Annotated in this window: 15 protein-coding genes, 5 tRNA genes and 2 rRNA genes; 6 read left to right on the top strand and 16 right to left on the bottom strand. The window is 40.2% G+C overall.

Annotated elements, in window-relative coordinates:
• Window positions 1–22 precede the first annotated feature (22 nt).
• On the bottom strand, window positions 23–1039 hold the full coding sequence (locus I6E78_RS09890; RefSeq protein ID WP_197182385.1) for a metalloprotease: 1017 nt from the start codon (window positions 1037–1039) through the stop codon (window positions 23–25).
• Window positions 1040–1216: 177 nt separating this feature from the next.
• Between I6E78_RS09890 and I6E78_RS09885 the strand changes: the two genes are divergently transcribed.
• Entirely contained in the window at window positions 1217–2446 is a 1230-nt protein-coding gene (locus tag I6E78_RS09885) for an EAL domain-containing response regulator (RefSeq protein WP_197182384.1), read from the top strand.
• A 13-nt stretch (window positions 2447–2459) separates the two neighbouring features.
• On the opposite strand, the gene I6E78_RS09880 is transcribed toward I6E78_RS09885, so the two are convergent.
• Window positions 2460–3536, bottom strand: coding sequence for a hemolysin family protein (locus tag I6E78_RS09880; protein ID WP_197182383.1), 1077 nt, complete (start codon window positions 3534–3536; stop codon window positions 2460–2462).
• Window positions 3537–3620: 84 nt separating this feature from the next.
• Here I6E78_RS09880 and I6E78_RS09875 point away from each other — a divergent pair, with 84 nt between their 5' ends.
• Window positions 3621–6122: an alpha/beta hydrolase family protein gene (locus I6E78_RS09875; RefSeq protein WP_197182382.1), complete on the top strand. Its 2502-nt coding sequence runs from the start codon at window positions 3621–3623 to the stop codon at window positions 6120–6122.
• A 226-nt stretch (window positions 6123–6348) separates the two neighbouring features.
• Complete coding sequence (locus I6E78_RS09870) at window positions 6349–7068, top strand: response regulator transcription factor (protein WP_058372307.1); 720 nt, start codon at window positions 6349–6351, stop codon at window positions 7066–7068.
• On the opposite strand, the gene I6E78_RS09865 is transcribed toward I6E78_RS09870, so the two are convergent.
• The 9 genes from I6E78_RS09865 to nudE all read right to left on the bottom strand — a co-directional run bounded on the left by I6E78_RS09865 (window position 7065) and on the right by nudE (window position 12048).
• Complete coding sequence (locus I6E78_RS09865; protein WP_197182381.1) at window positions 7065–8576, bottom strand: YifB family Mg chelatase-like AAA ATPase; 1512 nt, start codon at window positions 8574–8576, stop codon at window positions 7065–7067. The genes I6E78_RS09870 and I6E78_RS09865 overlap by 4 nt on opposite strands.
• A 33-nt stretch (window positions 8577–8609) precedes the next feature.
• On the bottom strand, window positions 8610–9224 hold the full coding sequence (locus I6E78_RS09860; protein ID WP_011326851.1) for a trimeric intracellular cation channel family protein: 615 nt from the start codon (window positions 9222–9224) through the stop codon (window positions 8610–8612).
• 426 nt (window positions 9225–9650) lie between these two features.
• Window positions 9651–9727: transfer RNA gene (locus I6E78_RS09855), tRNA-Met, on the bottom strand.
• A 173-nt stretch (window positions 9728–9900) separates the two neighbouring features.
• A tRNA-Met gene (locus I6E78_RS09850) sits at window positions 9901–9977 on the bottom strand.
• Between the two features lie 82 nt (window positions 9978–10059).
• Window positions 10060–10136: transfer RNA gene (locus tag I6E78_RS09845), tRNA-Met, on the bottom strand.
• Window positions 10137–10218: 82 nt separating this feature from the next.
• Window positions 10219–10295 (bottom strand) — tRNA-Met (locus I6E78_RS09840).
• A 173-nt stretch (window positions 10296–10468) separates the two neighbouring features.
• A tRNA-Met gene (locus I6E78_RS09835) sits at window positions 10469–10545 on the bottom strand.
• A 152-nt stretch (window positions 10546–10697) separates the two neighbouring features.
• Window positions 10698–11483 carry a 3'(2'),5'-bisphosphate nucleotidase CysQ gene (cysQ, locus tag I6E78_RS09830; RefSeq protein WP_011326850.1) on the bottom strand — a complete coding sequence of 262 codons (786 nt, stop codon included), beginning with the start codon at window positions 11481–11483 and terminating at the stop codon, window positions 10698–10700.
• The gene (gene nudE, locus I6E78_RS09825) at window positions 11476–12048 is read right to left on the bottom strand and encodes an ADP compounds hydrolase NudE (protein ID WP_197182436.1); all 573 of its coding nucleotides are present in this window, start codon (window positions 12046–12048) and stop codon (window positions 11476–11478) included. The genes cysQ and nudE overlap by 8 nt, the downstream gene beginning before the upstream one ends.
• 62 nt (window positions 12049–12110) lie before the next feature.
• Between nudE and yrfG the strand changes: the two genes are divergently transcribed.
• Window positions 12111–12758 carry a GMP/IMP nucleotidase gene (gene yrfG, locus I6E78_RS09820; RefSeq protein WP_058372304.1) on the top strand — a complete coding sequence of 216 codons (648 nt, stop codon included), beginning with the start codon at window positions 12111–12113 and terminating at the stop codon, window positions 12756–12758.
• Between the two features lie 15 nt (window positions 12759–12773).
• On the opposite strand, the gene I6E78_RS09815 is transcribed toward yrfG, so the two are convergent.
• The 3 genes from I6E78_RS09815 to I6E78_RS09805 all read right to left on the bottom strand — a co-directional run bounded on the left by I6E78_RS09815 (window position 12774) and on the right by I6E78_RS09805 (window position 14195).
• On the bottom strand, window positions 12774–13397 hold the full coding sequence (locus I6E78_RS09815) for a dUTP diphosphatase (protein ID WP_197182380.1): 624 nt from the start codon (window positions 13395–13397) through the stop codon (window positions 12774–12776).
• A gap of 96 nt (window positions 13398–13493) precedes the next feature.
• Entirely contained in the window at window positions 13494–13862 is a 369-nt protein-coding gene (locus I6E78_RS09810) for a YacL family protein (RefSeq protein WP_058374477.1), read from the bottom strand.
• A gap of 114 nt (window positions 13863–13976) precedes the next feature.
• Complete coding sequence (locus I6E78_RS09805; RefSeq protein ID WP_011326845.1) at window positions 13977–14195, bottom strand: hypothetical protein; 219 nt, start codon at window positions 14193–14195, stop codon at window positions 13977–13979.
• 313 nt (window positions 14196–14508) lie between these two features.
• Between I6E78_RS09805 and uvrD the strand changes: the two genes are divergently transcribed.
• Both uvrD and I6E78_RS09795 read left to right on the top strand, forming a co-directional pair.
• Window positions 14509–16674, top strand: coding sequence for a DNA helicase II (uvrD, locus tag I6E78_RS09800; protein WP_058372303.1), 2166 nt, complete (start codon window positions 14509–14511; stop codon window positions 16672–16674).
• The gene (locus tag I6E78_RS09795) at window positions 16652–18721 is read left to right on the top strand and encodes a GNAT family N-acetyltransferase (RefSeq protein ID WP_197182379.1); all 2070 of its coding nucleotides are present in this window, start codon (window positions 16652–16654) and stop codon (window positions 18719–18721) included. The genes uvrD and I6E78_RS09795 overlap by 23 nt, the downstream gene beginning before the upstream one ends.
• 294 nt (window positions 18722–19015) lie before the next feature.
• Here I6E78_RS09795 and rrf read toward each other — a convergent pair.
• Both rrf and I6E78_RS09785 read right to left on the bottom strand, forming a co-directional pair.
• Window positions 19016–19130 (bottom strand): 5S ribosomal RNA (rrf, locus tag I6E78_RS09790).
• 145 nt (window positions 19131–19275) lie between these two features.
• Window positions 19276–19366: ribosomal RNA gene (locus I6E78_RS09785) — 23S ribosomal RNA — on the bottom strand; the annotation flags it as partial.

The raw sequence follows: 19366 nt of genomic DNA, 5'->3' as shown, positions 1-19366 counted from the left end.
ACAGCCCTGCTTTTAAATACGATTAGCTCGATAAAATTTTCATTGGTAAGCTTAAAATGGGGTTTTCTGAGTCGGCAAAATGCATCATTACAGCTACATGCCCGGCAACCACCAGCGCATACATCACCGCTGAAAAACCTTGGCCATACTTATCAAGTGGCATTAAATGTGAAGTGTGTCTACCGCGCCATTCAAATACAATTTCCAGCGCACCAATAAACAAAAAGAACACCAACAACATTAAACCAAAGGTGTAACTTAGCCATAAACCAAACAGCACTCCCAATAAACACACACTTAAACCTACCCACGAGCGCATAGAAAAGCTAATACTTTTTAATACATGGCCACCATCAAGCGGTAAAATGGGGAGTAAATTAAATAAGTTAAGTAAAGCACTAAGCACAGCAACACCGGCAAATATTTCCATTTCGGTAGCGTAATACAACACTAAACTTAATACTGACGTTATAAGCCCAAACGCGGGGCCCATTAAAGAAATCACTACATCTTGCCAACGCGTGGTAATTTTATCATCGCTTACTGCAAGCCCGCCTACAAACGGAATTAAATAAATGCCTTTGGTTTTAATGCCAAAATATTGCATAGCACGCACATGCCCGTATTCATGTACGACTAAGCAAGCAATAAGCATAAGTGCAAACTCAATACTGAATAACCAGGCATAACCGGCAACTGACGCTCCCGCTAACACTACCTTAATTACTTTGGCACTTTTAAATAGCTTAAAACCAAGGGCGGCCAATCCTAGCCAGCCTTTTTTAGTTTCACCGCCAGTAGCTGCAGGTAAAGCAAGTTGCGTAGCAAACTCATCGTTTACAAACAACGAAATACTCTGCTCATTAACCAATGCGCTATCAATACCTATTAGTTTGTTATCAAAAGTAAATTGATAATAGTTGTCGCGGGGGTTATCAAAAGTAATTGCTTGTTGACTATGAAATATCTGCACAATTTTTTGCCCAGAAACCATAAGTGTAAAGGGCTGATCGGCTAACTTAAGTTCTATTCTTATCATAATTAAAACCGTTTAAAACAATAGCGCTAGTATACCGATTCAGCTAAAAAACACGAGCAAGCATGATTAATAACAACTTTTTTATTAGCTGGCTAATATACACATTAAAAGAATGACAAACACATGAGAACCTACTACTTTTATAGTAATACACACTATGCATTGAAAGGGATAACAGTGAAAAAAGTAGTGCCTAATATTCTGGTCGTTGATGACTCAAAAGCTATTTTAATTGTAATGGAAGCAATCCTCGCTGAGTTAGATATGTCGGAAACCATAACCACTTGCCTAAGTGCTACAAAAGCGCTAGAAAAAGTTAAACGTGACATAAACTATTATGATGCTATTTTTACCGATTTAAACATGCCTGAAATGGATGGTATGGAGCTAATACGCCATTTAGGAGAGCTAAATTACCAAGGCGCTATTATTATTATTTCTGAAATGGAGCATAAGGTAATTAGCTTAGCTGCCAACTTAGCCAAACAGCATAATGCCCACCTTATCGGTAATATTTCTAAGCCCGTACAATTAACCCAAGTAGGCGCTTTATTAAATAAAGTTGCCTATTTAAATAGCCACACTTTAATAAAAGAACCTGCTATTTCAAAAGCAGAGCTTATTAGCGCATTAAAAAATGATGAAATAACGCCGTTCTATCAACCCAAAATATGTATTAATACCAGTAAAATAAAAAGTGCTGAAGTATTGGCGCGTATTGTGTCAAATACCGACGGCAGTATAATTTTACCAGCTCGCTTTATTAGCCTTGCTGAGCAACATGATCTAATTAATGAAATTACATTTGCGCTTTTTAAAAAAGCCACCAGTGATTTCGAAAATATAAAAGAGCAGCTAGGACAAAATTTAAAACTGGCATTTAACTTATCTCCCATGCAGTTAAACGATCTTAGCTGCCCGAATAAGCTATTACTTATATTAAAACTTAACCAGCTTAAACCTAGTGATATTATTATTGAGATAACCGAACAACATGCACTTTCAAGCCTAAGCCAATTAGAAACATTAAACCGCTTAAGAATGCATGGTTTTGGCTTATCACTTGACGATTTTGGCGTTGGCTTTACTAGCATGAGCCAACTTAAAAACTTGCCCTTTACCGAAATAAAAATAGACCGCACACTTATTAGTAATATAGAAACAGATCAGTTTTCTCAAGTTGTTGTAAGCTCCCTCATAGATATTACCAATCAAGAGCATTTAGAACTAGTAGCAGAAGGGGTTGAACGACCTGAAGAGCTTGCCTATTTAAGGCATTACAAAACTCGCTTAGCAATACAGGGATTTTTATTTAGTCGTCCTAAATCTAAGAGTGAATTTATAGACTGGGCACAATATTGGATTAAAGTGACAGGAAATACCATTAACTATAAACCCCCAAGCTAATGAGGAGAGCTCTTTAGTTGTCTCCTCTAGGGTGTTTATCTTCTTCAGTGACTAAGTTTTTACTATTTGCCAAACGTTTATGCCAACGCTGCTTCGCAACTGCACGCATATTAGTGGACTGATCACGCTCATCTACAATTTCTAACCCCATTAGCGCTTCAATCATGTCCTCAAGAGTGACAATCCCTTGTACGTCGCCATACTCATCAACCACTAAACAAATATGCGTGCGGTCTGTTAATAGGGTTTGTAACAACGACGACACATTTTGCGAACTAGGAACCGTATAAATTGGCTTTACTAGTTTACTAATTTTGTAATCGCTGCCTAAGCGATGACATGCCAACATAATATCGTTTTTATGCACAAAACCGATAATATCGTCAGTGTCTTTATCAAACACTAATATTCGAGAAAACGACGACGAACCATGCAAGTTCAAGTATTCGTTTACGGTTAAGTCTTTATGAACTTTAAAAATAACTGTACGTGGGGTCATTAAGTCGCATAATTTGGCATGTCTAAAATGTAATAAGTTACGAATTATTTCAGACTCATCTTGATGCAGCGCCCCCGACTCGGTGCCTATATCGGCCATGGCTTCTATTTCTTGGCGAATATAATAGGCTTGGTCGTGCTTTGGCCCCATTAAATTTGTCAGCTTTTGTGCAAGCCATACAAAAGGCTTAAGCAATATAACTAAAAAGCGTAAACCGTAAGTCACACTTGGGGTAAGTACTCGCCAATAGTTTGCCCCTAACGTTTTAGGTATGATTTCAGAAAACACCAGCACAAATAAAGTCATCACTGCAGAGGCAACCCCTACTGCAGCATCCGAAAATACAATGGCTGCTTGCGCGCCAACTCCAGCCGCTCCGGCGGTATGCGCCACCGTATTAAGCGTTAAAATAGCCGCTAATGGCTGATCAATATTATTTTTTAGTTTTTCGAGCTGCTTAGCTAATACAGGCTGCTTTTTACGCAGTAATGCAACATAACTAGGTGAAATGCTTAACAGCACGGCTTCCATTACTGAGCATAAAAATGAAATAACAATGGCAACAACCATATAAATTATCAGTAATGTCATTTGCTCTCCGCTTAGTTGAATATATGGGCATGATAACAATACATGCTATATTTGGCCAAAGACTCAATAATAATAGGTATAATAATGAAACTTAACGCACTTTGGCGTCATAGCAATAAACTATTTAAACACTCCTTTGCCCTTTTTACCCTTAGCAGCTTAAGTTTTGCTACGCTTGCAGCGCCGCTTGATAAATCTAAAATTCAATTTATTGGGCCACTGGCTGAAAACATGCAATTAAAGCCTTTTCAAACGGCCCAAAGCGATACCATAATTAGTAACTTATTACCCCAGCTACAACTCCCCGTAGCTAACTTTTCGGTGTTTGACAAAAAACACAGCTGGCAGCCATTTAATAAAATAAATGCACTCACTTTAGGCGGCTTACAGGCACTTAAGTTTAATATAGAAACCACGCGTTTTAGCCAAGGTACGTTAACCTTAAAAGGCATTAAACAAGGGCAATTGTTTATAAATGGCGAATTGCAAAAGGCAGACAACAGCAGCTACAAACTCGCCTTAAATAATGGTAGCCATACTGCTATTATTGTTGCGCAACAAGTTGCAAATTGGCACGATGTAACACTCGACTTTACACCAAAAACACCGAGCGATAACATTACCCTTAGCACTTCACAAACTAAGCGTTTATCGGCAAAGCAATTATTTGATGCCCCCACTATTAGCGGCTTATCATTAGCACCAAACTCAGAGCACTATATTACGACAACGCGCCGCTTTAATGATAAAACTCTAAATCAAGCAAACAATATTACTGAGCTTAAAAACACCGACAATCAAACGCTGTATCGCTTTGAGGCAGAACAACCAAGCAACCTTATTTGGAGCCCAGACAATCGCTTTTTAGTGTATTTACTAAACGGTGAATTAAAACAACTCAACCGTAAAAACTTATCAATAAAAACCCTCTCTACTCGCTTAGAAGGCGCTAGCGGTTTTACCTTTTATAACGAGCACAGTGTAATATTTAGTTGGTCTAACCCTGCATCAGACAAGGGTAATGACAAGCTTACAAAGCATTATAAAGGGTTACAAGATCGCTGGTCATACGCACGCTCAGTAAGCCAAGTTTATATGCTTGATACACAAAGTGGTTTAATAAAAACACTCAGCCAAGGGCCGCTTTCGCATAGCTTTGAAGACTTTAACAATAAGCGCGGTAAACTATTAATGAGCCGCCCTGTAGTCGCTATGCAAGCGTCAACTCATCCAGAAACAGAACTAGTAGAGCTTGATTTAAAATCAAATAAGCTTACTTCTTTGGGTAAATTTAAAACTTTTAATCAGGCCAAATACGCCAATAAAGATGTGTATGTTGTTGCAGGTCCCGACTTTAAAAATGGGGCAGGTAGAGCATTGCCAAAAGGAATGCTAGCGAATAACTACGACGGTCAACTTTACCTGCTTACAGACGGCGGAAAAAACGTTAAAGCACTCAGTAAACAGTTTGATCCGGCAATTGGAAGCCTGAGTGTATTAAACAATGGCGACGCATTACTAAAGGTTACTGAGCACGACACCCAACCGCTTTACCTATTTGATTTAAGTAAGCAGCGCTTTAAAAAATTAAATATCGGTTTAGATATTGTTGAGCAGTTTAGCTACTCAAACGAGCGCAACATTGAAATATTACTCAGTGGCACCACGGCTTCTAGTCCACAACAATTAAAGCGGTTTAATATAAGTAAAAACACCGCTAAAATAGTCTGGGATTCAAAGCCACTTAGCTATGCAAATACACACATTCCAACACTCGAAGAATTTAATTTCACTAATAAAAATGGCGTTGAAATTTCAGGGCGTGTTTATATCCCAAATAACCTTGATAAAACTAAAAAACACCCAGCGCTGGTTTATTACTATGGCGGCACATCGCCAGTGACACGAGGCTTTACTGGACGTTATCCGTTTAATTTATGGGCGGCAAACGGGTATGTGGTTTATGTAATACAGCCAACAGGCGCTACCGGCTTTGGGCAAAAATTTTCGGCGCAGCACGTTAATGCGTGGGGCAACTACACCAGCGACGATATAATTGCAGGCACGCAGGCATTTTTAAATAAATACAACTATGTAGATAGCGAAAAGGTAGGCAACTTAGGTGCCTCTTACGGTGGTTTTATGACTATGCATTTAGCAACTAAAACCGACTTATTTAGCGCATCGATTTCTCATGCTGGCATTTCTAACCTCACATCTTATTGGGGCGAAGGATGGTGGGGCTATTTATATTCTGGCGAAGCGTCTAAAAACAGCTTTCCGTGGAATAACCCCGAGCTTTATAGTAAACATAGCCCAGTGTTTAGTGCCGATAAAGTAACCACGCCTATGCTACTTATTCATGGTGACAGTGATACTAACGTACCCGTTGGTGAAAGCTTAACTATGTACACCGCACTTAAATTACTTAATAAAGATGTAGAGTTAATAGAATACAAAGGTGCGAACCATCAAATTATTGCCCGCGACAAACGCTTTGATTGGTGGAATACCATGCTAGCTTATTTTGATAAAAAACTAAAAAATGAGCCCCAATGGTGGGATTACCTTTACCCTAACGACTAATCGCTAAATTATTTTTAATAATTAAGCAAACTTAGATTAAGATATTTATTCTGAGTACAGGCTAAATAGCACCTTTAATAAAGCTCTAAAGGTGCTAAATTTTCTAAACTATAAACTTATTAACTACTTTTGAAACATTAGGTTACTTAAAAGCAATAAACGCCCTTCTCAGCCTTTACTTAATGGTGCTACCATAGAAAACTATAAGCATTAACAATAAAGTATTATGACTATTCATGTTTTATTGGTTGAGGACGACGAATTACTCGTTAAACGCATCCAAAATCATTTTACAAATACCGAGTTTACAATCGAAGTTGACCCCACTGGCGCCGATGCACTGAGCACTATAAGGTCGCGTGTTAATGTGCGCGGTGCTTTTTCATTAGCCATTATTGATATTGTTTTACCAAAGCGCGACGGCTTACAACTTGCTAAAGAGTTAAACACCCTTACCGATATTGGCGTAATTTTATTATCGAGTCGTGATTCACAAGCAGATCGCATTGCAGGCCTTGCCCAAGGCGCAGACGACTACATATGCAAACCCGTAGACTTACTTGAGCTAGAGCTGCGCATGCGTGCTTTATATAAACGCATTGCACACTTAAATTCAGAAAATGATAAAAACGATGACAACGGCGAAGAGTTTATAGAATATGCCGACTTTAAATTACACCCCGACAACCGCACATTAATTACAGCTACAGGTGCTGAATCGCGCTTAACCGAAGCAGAACATAAAGTACTTATTTGTTTAATTGGTAACGCAGGTAAAGCAACTTCTCGCGAAAAAATATCTGAAGAAATAGGCCAGCCTGATTGGAGCCCAAACGATCGCACTGTAGATGTGTTAGTTGGCCGTTTACGTAAAAAGTTAAATGATGAAAAAGATCAAAAACGCATAGTTACCGTACGCGGTAAAGGTTATATGCTCTCTATTTAGTACTTAGTTAATTGCGCTAGTAAGCGCTCAAAGGCGCGGTAGTTAAGTGCTTCTTTTAACTCATCTAAGCCAATACGCTCCGCCCCTTTTAAATCACTAATAGTACGCGCTACTTTAATTATTCTATGGTATGAGCGTGGCGATAATGCCAGTTTTTCACTCGCTCTGGCTAAAAACTGCAACTCAGTAGAAGCGAGATCACAATGTATACTCATTTCTTTATTGTTTAATCGCGCATTCACTTTACCTTGGCGTTTTAACTGCAAATAATAAGCAGCCTCTACTCGCGCTCTTACTACTGCACTGGTTTCTTCGGGTTTGCTACTTTGCAACTCAACACTCGTTAGCCTTGGTAATTCAATTTGTAAGTCAATACGGTCAATAAACGGCCCCGAAACACGCGACAAATAACGCATTACTTGATCAGGCGTTGCCCGCTTATCATTGTGACAACCTGTAGGGCTAGGATTTAGCGCCGTAATAAGCTGAAACTGCGCCGGAAACTCCATTTGTCTTGCCGCACGCGAAATAGTGACAGTACCAGTTTCCATAGGTTCACGCAGCGAATCAAGCACTTTACGTTCGAATTCTGGCAACTCATCTAAAAAAAGCACGCCATTATGCGCCAATGAAATTTCCCCTGGTTTAGGGTTTGACGAGCCACCGACTAATGCAACAGCAGAGCAGGTATGGTGAGGATTACGAAATGGCCGTTGTCGCCAATTAGTTAAATCAATCGACTGACCAATAATAGAATAAAGCGCAGCAGTAGCAATTGCTTCATCATCTGACATGGTCGGCATAATGGTTGCCATACGCTGAGCCAGCATTGACTTACCGGTACCAGGGGGCCCTAAAAACAATAAATTATGACCTCCTGCAGCGGCAATTTCGAGTACTCGCTTTGCCCCAGGCTGGCCTTTTACATCACTTAAATCGAGCAAAAAATCAGGAGCTTGCGTGCAATCTGGGTATTGTATATTTAACGGCAGTGGTTGCTGATTAAGTAAATCGCCCCACACTTCTGCTATAGAGCTTACTGCTTTGCGTTTAACCCCGTTAACTAAACTGGCTAAGCTATCATTTGCCAGTGGTAAAAAACAGCAGCGGTCCTGCTCTTTAGCAGCAAGCACCGAGGGCAAAATAGCATTTACGCCACGTATTTCACCGTTAAGTGCCAGCTCCCCGTAAAACTCATATTTATGAATGTCAGAGCACACTATTTGCCCTGAGGCGACTAAAATACCTACGGCAATAGCAAGATCGAATCGGCCACCGTCTTTTGGTAAATCGGCAGGGGCTAAATTAACAGTAATACGTTGATCGGGAAAACCAAACTTAGAGTTTTCAAGTGCGCTACGCACTCTGTCTTTAGATTCTTTTACCGAGGCCTCGGGCAAGCCTACAATATGAAAAGCAGGCAAACCATTACCTAAATGCACCTCAACAATCACTTCTGGGGCATTTATGCCCACCTGAGCACGAGAATATATGCGAGCTAACGACATTCCCTATCCTAATAAATACCCTTTAGCTTTAGTTTAGTCGGGATATTTAAAAACGTGTAATACAATACCCCATTTTATGGCTGCAAAACGTAGTAATAGAGTCATCAACATACTCAAAATCATCGCAACTTCAACGATAAGCGAAAAGTTAATACACAAGGTGTACACTATTCCCCCTGCTATACAGGTGGTTGCATAAAGCTCGCCCTTTAACAACATGGGGATCTCCCGGGCAAGTACATCACGAATTAGGCCACCAAAACATCCGGTAATAACCCCCATAATCACTGCTGTCATATCTGGCATACCGGCGAGCAATGCTTTTTGCGTGCCCATTACAGCAAAAAAAGCTAAACCAAACGCATCGGCAATTTGTAAATTATAATGGGGTATGGTTCTTTGCTTATTTATTAGCCGCGTTGTTAGTAGTATTGCAGCCAAAATTGCAGCAAAATAACTTTGGTCGTGAAGCCAAAATACCGGAACATTTAATATCACATCGCGAACAGTTCCTCCGCCGATAGCGGTTACGGTAGCAAGTACAACAACACCAAAGCCATCCATCTTCTTTTCATACGCTACCAAGGTGCCCGATATGGCAAATACTGCAACACCTATTAAATCAAACCAGTGGTAAAGTTCTGTCATGCCTACTCTTGCTAAAATATTTACGTTACTGCTACATAAGCTACGCTAAGTTTAAAAAAATAACTACTTTTAGCACTAATTAAGCTGCTAAGTTCCTTTTATATTTAAAACTAGCCTATAAATCCTATGAGTTAAATTTACCTTTATAGCCATGTATTACGCCTTCCTGATCATCCAACTAAATGTGGTAAATAGCAAAGCGACGACCTTCGGGTTATGAGTCACTCACTAAATTTTAGACATAAAAAAACACTCTTTAAGAGTGTCTGTTTATTCTTATTTATTTCAGTGGTTGCGGGAGCCAGAGTTCATGAAGAGCGAACGCATCACGCAGTGACGACGACCTTCGGGTTATGAGTCACTCACTAAATTTTAGACATAAAAAAACACTCTTAAAGAGTGTCTGTTTATTCTTATTTATTTCAGTGGTTGCGGGAGCCGGATTTGAACCGACGACCTTCGGGTTATGAGCCCGACGAGCTACCAGACTGCTCCATCCCGCGCCTGAAATTGTATACTTATTTAAAGTTGCTTACATTACAACTTGGCTTCCAATTAAAAATTGGTTTCGGGAGCCGAATTTATAACGACTACCTTTGCTGGCTAATGAAGAGCTGAGACCGACAAGCTTTTTCTTAACTAACACTTACAGTAACCTCAATCCTCTAAAGGAAATTGGTTGCGGGAGCCGGATTTGAACCGACGACCTTCGGGTTATGAGCCCGACGAGCTACCAGACTGCTCCATCCCGCGCCTGTATATTTTAAGTCTATCGACTACTTTATTTTATCTTTTAAGCTAGAGTTTACAGTAACCTCAATCCTCTAAAGGAAATTGGTTGCGGGAGCCGGATTTGAACCGACGACCTTCGGGTTATGAGCCCGACGAGCTACCAGACTGCTCCATCCCGCGCCTGTATATTTTAAGTCTATCGACTACTTTATTTTATCTTTTAAGCTAGCGTTTACAGTAACCTCAATCCTCTAAAGGAAATTGGTTGCGGGAGCCGGATTTGAACCGACGACCTTCGGGTTATGAGCCCGACGAGCTACCAGACTGCTCCATCCCGCGCCTGAAATTGTATACTTATTTAAAGTTGCTTACATTACAACTTGGCTTCCAATTAAAAATTGGTTTCGGGAGCCGAATTTATAACGACTACCTTTGCTGGCTAATGAAGAGCTGAGACCGACAAGCTTTTTCTTAACTAACACTTACAGTAACCTCAATCCTCTAAAGGAAATTGGTTGCGGGAGCCGGATTTGAACCGACGACCTTCGGGTTATGAGCCCGACGAGCTACCAGACTGCTCCATCCCGCGCCTGTAATTTCTTTAAAACAAATCCGTAATATTTACGAGCCTGCCTTGAAGAGAGCGCTACTATATAGGAATAAACATATAATGCAAGGCTTTAGTTATTATTATTGTTCAAGTGAACAAAAAGCAAGCAGCTGGTGTTGTAAGTATTCCCTTTAGTGTGGATTAATCATTTTTTGCCACTCCCAATCAGGGTGTCCCATTACAATGAAGTCTGGGTTTTCAGTACTTTCACGCTGATTATAAGTTAGTGGGTTAAACTCTGCATCGGTAATACTGCCGCCAGCTTGCTCAACTATAATTTGTGATGCGCCCGTATCCCACTCACCAGTGGGGCCTATTCTTAAAAAACAGTCGGCCTTTCCCTCTGCAACAATACATGCCTTTAAAGAGCATGACCCTAAAGCAACAGTAGTAAATTGGGCGTTAAGGTACTGGCTCACTGCTTCAATTTTTTGACGGCGGCTTACTGCGACCGTTAAGTTATCGGGTGAGGCTACAAATATTTGCTTGTCGCTACCATTTTTACGCTTAAACGCCCCATTATCGGCGCTCGCAAAATAGGTTACCCCTTTTGTTGGCCAATGAATAACTCCCAGTACAGGTTGGTTATTTTCAATGAGTGCTATATTTACCGCAAAGTCGCCACTTTCTAAAATAAACTCTCCGGTACCATCCATAGGATCAAGCAACCAATAACGTTGCCAATGCTGCCTGTCGGCTAATGCTGGGATCGGTGTTTCTTCTGACATAATAGGAATATTGGGTGCTAACGCCTCTAAACCAGCCACAAGCACGTCGTTAGCAGCAAGATCAGCTTTAGTAACAGGTGTGTTGTCTAGCTTTTGCTCTTTACCAATATCGCCATTTTTATAAATAGCCATAATGGCATCACCAGCACGCTCAGCCAATAATATACAAGGCTCTAGTAATTTATTCATCAATGACTCCTGATGCTAAATACTGATCTAATAATAATAAAGCAGCTACACTGCGTGCTTCGGTAAAATCGTCTTGTGTTAATAATGACTGCCAATCGGTTAATGGCCACTTAACAACGACCAGTGGCTCTGGCTCATCACCGGGCAATGTTTGTGAATACAATTGTTTAGCAACCATAATGTGCATGGTGGTATTAAAATGACTTGGCGCTATAGATACCGCTTTTAATCGTTTTAGGTAACCTGCACCAAAACCAACTTCTTCTTTAAGTTCGCGATTAGCGGCTTGCTCTGGTGTTTCACCTGGGTCAATTAACCCTTTAGGAAAACCCAGTTGATAGTCGTTAGTGCCAGCGCAATATTCTCGCACCAGTAGTAATTCGTTATCTTTAGTTAACGGCACAATCATTACTGCACCTCGCCCGCCGCCACGAATTCGCTCATATTGACGTTCTTCGTTATTAGAGAATTTAAGTTCTAAAGATTCCACGGTAAATAAGCGACTTTTAGCTACAACTTTATTACTGAGGATTTGCGGTGGTATTGGGTGCTTTTTCTGTGTCATTGGCGTTAATTTGCTATCATGGCAGTTGTGCTTAATCATAAACTTTTCACAGGGAAAAGCCCATGCTAAATTGGTCAAAAATCGATACAGTTTTACTCGATATGGATGGAACATTACTCGATTTACATTACGATAGCCATTTTTGGCTTAACGTTATTCCACAACAGCACGCATTAGCAAAAAATATTAGCTTTGAAGCAGCGCAAGCTGATATTTTAAAACGCTACCAAGCCGTTAGCGGAAAAATACAATGGTACTGCTCAGATTATTGGGAGCAACAGTTAAACCTACCTATTATGGAACTAAAGCGACAGTCTAAGCACTTAATAAAAGTGCGCGACGATGTGCCGTACTTTTTAACTGAACTTAAAAAAGCAGGTAAAGAGTTAATTTTACTTACTAACGCCCACCCTGAGTGTGTAATGCTTAAATTTGAGCAAACTGCAATTGATAACTACTTAGATGGTGTCGTATCAACTCATGAATATGGGGTAAGTAAAGAGCAGCAAAGCTTATGGCAACAGGTGCAAAGTGACTTAGGATTTAACAAAAGCCGTACGCTTTTTGTTGATGATAGTGTTCCTGTGCTCAACGCAGCACGCCAATACGGTATTGAACACTTGCTTGCGGTTGCAAACCCAGACAGCCAACAACCACATAACGATATAGCCGATTACTTAAATGTTACCGACTATCGCAAGCTAATTTAATTATTTTAGCGCAAACTATTTTGTTGGGTATCGTGCCTCTAAGCCTTCGTACACTAACTTTGCAAAATCTGCATGTTCGGTATCAAGGCTTTTAACAACCTCCACTAAATGCTCGTTATCTTCTTGGCCGCCCCACACTTTTATGTAACTGCCATCTTTATAGCCATGATCTTGACGGAAGAAGTTTAAGGTGTTTTTACCCACATAACCTCGGTATAAATCGTCAATATTCATACCTATTTTCGCCATACAACCTGCAAAAGCAGCCGCATTAAAGGTTTTATCTGCAACAGCAGATGCCGCCAACACTTCCAGTGTTTGCTTAAAATCATCGGCTTGATAGGCAGTGCTTAATTCTTGCTCAAGCTGTTTAGCTATTTTTTCGTAGCTGGTGATACCGTCAATTCTGAGTGATAAGCCAAAATGAAAAATATCCACTAACTCTAAAATAACTTGTTCGGTATCAGGCGTTTGTTTTTTCCACCATTTCCAACCGTAATGATCGAGCATTTCTGCACACTCAACCCAAATGGCTCTGTACCAATCAAACCCTTGGCTAAACCATTGGTCATGTACTTTGGTATTCATGGCATTTTGCATTTCTAGCATCACTACTAGTTTGTTTAAATTGGCAGACATATCAATTCCTGTCATTTTTGATTAGCTAAATTTTCATTGGTGTAATAATACAGATAAAATGCTTGTTGTGCATTGCTGTATATTTTCTAGTTATGTTTATCTTGAAGTCGTAAACTCATGCCATGAGTTTATTAGATCTATAAAATCTTCAAAACCACAACCACTGCTTAGGCCATTTTCTTCAAGCGCTAAATCGTCGTCTTGGTAAGCCATAAGATCTTCACTGTCTTGGTGCAGAGCATGGGCTTCAAATAGGGCTTCGTCTTTCGTTAAAATTAAATCTATTTCTTGGCCTTTTAGTGTTAAAGGCTCAAAGCTTGAACTCACCGATGCAATAAGCGCTTGCACCATAGCTATTTTATCTTTGCCTATTTCTTCGTTTAACCAGCGGCCAATTATGGCATGCTCGCTACTTATTTTAATGCGTAATCCGCTAATTGGATCGCGAATAAATTGATATTCCATACGTATCGCTTTTAAATCGTTAGTTGCGCAATTATATACGTAAATAGCAGCAGACGCTAAAAAGCAAAATAGCGCCAAAAGGCGCTATTTTATAAAGCTTTAATATTAATTACGTCACGATCTATAACGTGCTGCATCAATAATTGCCCAAACATATACAATAGCGGCAATTATTCCTGGCACAATTAAAAACCATAATGCCGCACCACCAAAAAATAATATAGCGAATATAAGCGCGGCAAGAATACGCCCTTGCACTAACTGCCCTAAACCCGGGAAAAATATATTACATAATGCTGCGATTACGTTACCGCCTGAACCTTGTCCTGACATACTAACCTCTGTAGTTTATTTAATTTTATATTTTAGCTATAGAATTACTTACACACTCTATGCCAATTTAATAAATGTTACAAATCATATAGTTGTATTTTTATCAGTTTAACGCTGTGGTGATTTTTACTAAATTGAGGTCAAATTAGCAATTTTTATTATATCTTTTTAACCTTTTTCGTTTTTGATTTGCTATCAAGCTACTAGTTTAGAACATAATTTTATGAATAGCTGTGTATAAAAACAGTATTTTATTTAGCCTAACAAAAACACCTGCTATACTGCCCGCATTATTGATTAAAAAGGCGTAACGATGGACGTTTCACAATTACTCGATGGCTTAAACGACAAACAACGCGATGCCGTTGCAGCCCCACTACAAAACATGCTGGTATTAGCAGGTGCTGGGTCTGGTAAAACACGAGTGTTGGTTCATCGTATTGCTTGGCTAATGCAAGTTGAGCAAGCCTCAGCGTATAGTATTTTTGCGGTTACCTTTACTAATAAAGCAGCTAAAGAAATGCGTACTCGCGTTGAGGAGACGCTAAAAGCGCCGGTTGGTGGTATGTGGATTGGTACTTTCCATGGTTTATCGCACCGTATTTTACGCGCGCACCACCGTGAAGCAAAATTACCTGAAGCATTTCAAATTTTAGACTCAGACGATCAGCTACGTATGATCAAACGCTTATTAAAATCGATGAATATTGATGATAAAAAATGGCCCGCTAAACAGTTTGGTTGGTACATAAGCGCTAAAAAAGATGAAGCACTTCGCCCTAAAGATATTCAAGCCTACGATATTAACGAGCAAATGATGCTGCGCGTGTACGCGGCGTATCAAGAAGCATGCGACAGAGCAGGCTTAGTCGATTTTGCCGAAATATTACTGCGCAGCTACGAAGTACTCAAAAACAACCCTACACTACTGCGCCATTATCAACAGCGCTTTGCACACATGTTAGTAGACGAGTTTCAAGACACCAACACCATACAATACGCATGGTTAAAACTACTTGCTGGCGACTCCAATAGTATTATGATTGTTGGCGATGACGATCAAAGTATTTATGGTTGGCGCGGTGCAAAAATAGAAAATATTAAACGTTTTTTAACTGACTTTAGCGCAGAGACCATTCGCCTTGAGCAAAACTACCGCTCTACCGCCACTATATTAAAAGCCTCAAATGCCCTGATCCAAAATAACTCAGAGCGTATGGGTAAAAGCTTATGGACCGACGGTAACGAAGGCGAACCTATTTCTATTTACGCCGCATTTAACGAGCTAGACGAAGCGCGTTTTGTAAGTAGTAAACTGCGTAGTTGGTTAAATGCCGGCAATGCGCTGCAAGATGCGGCTATTTTATATAGAAGTAATGCGCAATCACGTGTACTCGAAGAAGCCATGCTACAAGAAGGTCTAAAGTATCGTATTTATGGCGGCATGCGATTCTTCGAACGCCAAGAAATTAAAGACGCCCTGTCGTACTTACGCATAATAGGTAACCGTCAAGACGATGCTGCATTTGAGCGAGTAATTAATACTCCAGCTCGTGGTATTGGCGATAAAACGCTAAGCCATATACGCGACTGTGCACGCGCCGAATCGTTACCACTTTGGTATGCCGCAAAAGCAATTGTAGAGCAACAACATTTATCTGGCCGCGCTTCTGGTGCAGTGAGTAAATTTGTCGAACTAGTAGAGCATATTGAAGATAAAATTAGCGATCTAACGTTACATGAGCAAGCTAAGTACGTTATTCAAACCTCTGGACTAATGGCAATGTATCAAGCCGAAAAGGGTGAAAAAGGCCGTGCCCGAGTAGAAAACTTAGAAGAGCTTATTAGCGCTTGCGATCAGTACGAATTGCCTGAAGAAGAAGAATATAGCTCTCCTCTACAAGGCTTTTTAGCGCATACCTCGCTTGAATCTGGTGAAGGACAAGCAGAAGAGCACGAAGACGCTGTACAGATGATGACACTGCACTCAGCTAAAGGTTTAGAATTTCCGTTAGTGTTTATGGTTGGCGTAGAAGAAGGTATGTTCCCTTCTCAACAAAGTAATGAAGAGTCTGGCCGTTTAGAAGAAGAACGCCGCCTTTGTTATGTAGGTATGACTCGCGCTATGGATAAACTATATATTAGCCATGCCGAAAGCCGTCGTTTATACGGACAAGAAAAATACCATACACCATCGCGCTTTTTACGGGAAATTCCTGAGGACTGTGTTGAAGAAATTCGCATTAAAACCCAAGTATCTCGACCACCCGCTGCAGGGCGTTTTAGCGCATCAGTTAGTCACGCTGCATTTGAAGATAGCGGCTTTAATTTGGGACAACGTGTACTGCATGCTAAATTTGGTATTGGTACAGTACTTAATTACGAAGGTGCGGGTGCGCAATCTCGCGTACAAGTCAACTTTGATGACTTAGGTAGTAAGTGGTTAGTAACGGCATATGCAAGACTACAAGCTATATAAAAAGCAACTCATACAATTAGAGCAACAATTAGCTGGCGCGCATCACCGCCAGCTAGTGCTTGTTACTGGCAATGATAATTGGTGTTATGAGCTGACAAACTCACTAGTACAAAATACTAATACACTTACTCTATCTAAACATTGTGCACTTAAAAATGCTCAATGGCCTGCACACATTCACCAAATATTAGGACAAGAATTTACCCACGCCATTTACGATGGCTTTAGTGGCTTATACCCCGATAAGTTGGCCGCAATTGCAGGAACAGTTAGAGCTGGCGGAGTATTGTTTGTATTACTTCCTGAGCTGGGTAACCTAAATAACTGGCAAGATCCCGCGTTAAAAAGTGTCCAGTCTCATGGCCACAGCAATCAATATAGTTTATTCAATCAGCGTTTCAGCTCTATTATTAAAGGCTTACCGGCCTTGCATTACAGGGAAGAATTTGGCTGCATCAATAATAATTATAACTACGCACTGCACACTAGTATTGATTTTGAACCGCAGAAAAACTGCGTAGCACAAATAGTAAAATTAGCTCATGGACGCGCCAATAGACCACTACTGATCAATGCAGATAGAGGCCGAGGAAAGTCAGCCGCATTAGGCTTAGCAGCCGCAGAATTAGCTGATAAAAAAGTAATTATTTGCGCCACTCAATTTAGAGCAACACACAGCAGTTTTAGACACTTAGCTGCACAGCTAAATGTTAATTACGATCCATTACAAAAACAGCTTGCTAACATGCAATATATTGCACCAGATGCTCTGTTAAATGAGCTTCCCAAGTGTGATGTACTCTTAGTAGATGAAGCTGCTGCTATTCCAGTGCCTATGTTATTAAACATGTTAGCGCATTATCCTCGCATTGTATTTGCAAGCACCTTAGTAGGTTATGAAGGCAATGGTAGAGGCTATACAATTCGCTTTAGCCAATATATTAAAAACCAGTATAAAGCCTCTAAAGTAATTACTCTTGATGAGCCATTGCGCTTTGCTAAACACGACCCTCTTGAGCAGCATATTCGCAGTTTATTAGCACTTGATGCACAGTATCAAGAAACTAACAGCAATAAATTGCAGACTCCTAAGCATAGTGAAGTAACTCAGCAACAACTCATAAATGATGAAGCGCTACTGTGCCAAGTCGTTGCTTTACTAGCACTTGCTCATTATCAAAGTAGTGTGAATGATTTACGCCAGTTGTTAGATTCACCATCGCAACGCATATTTATAAGCAAAATAAACAAGCAATTAGTAGGTGTATGTTTAGTCGCGATAGAAGGCGGTTTAAGCCCAGAACTTACTCAGCAAGTAATAAATGGTGAGCGCCGCCCACAAGGGCATTTAATGGCGCAAACACTTGCACAACTGAGCTTTAACAGTGATTTTTTAACTCATTTAAGTGCGCGAGTTGTGCGTATTGCAATTGATCCAAGCTCACATAGTTGTGGTCTAGGAAAAGCATTACTGAGCTATAGCGAGTCACAAGTAAAAGAACAATGTACTTGGTTTGGTGCTAGTTTTGGTGCCACTGCACAATTGCTAAACTTTTGGCAAAGCCTAGGCTTTAATGCTGTTAAATTAGGTTACCAGCGTGACAAAAGCACTGCTGAGCACGCAACACTCGTTGTTAAATCACTTAATGCACCACAGCAAAGTTTACAGTCACTGATTAAGCAGTTTCAATACGAGCTGTTTTATGGCCTATTAAGCCACTTTAAGTCATTAGAATGGCAACTGGTTAACACATTACTGCGCTCATTTAATGATGAGGTAATAGCTTCTGATACGTTAAGGTTATTTACACAGCAACTCAGCAGTAACCGCTTTACTATATCACCTACTCTCTGGCGTTTAATTAGCCAAAATTCTGCTGTAATGACTAAGTTAACAAGCAATCAGCAGCAACTTTTAATTCAAACAGTTTTACAACACCATACCGATGAGCAACTTATTAAAAATTTAAATCTCAGCGGCAAAAAGCAATTAGAACAGCAGTTCAAAAACACAATAAATATACTCGCAAAGCAACTTTATTCATAAAGATTTTAGCCTTTCACTTTCCGGCAGACGTAAAAAAGCCCGACTATTTCTAGTCGGGCTTTCTACAATTTGGAACCTGTAATGTCGCAGTGCCCACAGCGGTAGAAAGTCACATAGCAAATGCGACACACTCATTGGCTAGTGGTTATATTTTTATGATTTGAGTGTCGGGAGTCGCGTTGCTTGCCCAACCTGCGTGTTAGGGAGATGAGTGTACATTAATCATACGCATTTCACTTTTCTGCAGACGTAAAAAAGCCCGACTATTTCTAGTCGGGCTTTCTACAATTTAGAGCCTGGCAATGTCCTACTTTCACATAGCAAATGCTACACTATCATCGGCGCTGTTTCGTTTCACTACTGAGTTCGGCATGGGGTCAGGTGGGTCCAAAACGCTATTGTTACCAAGCAAATTAGGGCGTTAATTCGTATTCCTACAAATTAACTGAATTTGGAAAATATCTGATAATATTTTTTAAGTCTTTCTAAGTAATATCTACTTTAGTCATATTAACTTCTGTCTAAACTGTCACATAAAACGCGTTTGGCGTTGTATGGTTAAGCCTCACGGGTAATTAGTACAAGTTAGCTTAATGCCTCACAGCACTTCCACATCTTGCCTATCAACGTTGTAGTCTCCAACGG

Origin of the sequence: Pseudoalteromonas sp. NZS127 (assembly GCF_015864805.1) — a bacterium.
Classification (GTDB): Bacteria; Pseudomonadota; Gammaproteobacteria; order Enterobacterales; family Alteromonadaceae; genus Pseudoalteromonas; species Pseudoalteromonas nigrifaciens.
This window is presented reverse-complemented; position numbering and strand designations above follow the sequence as displayed.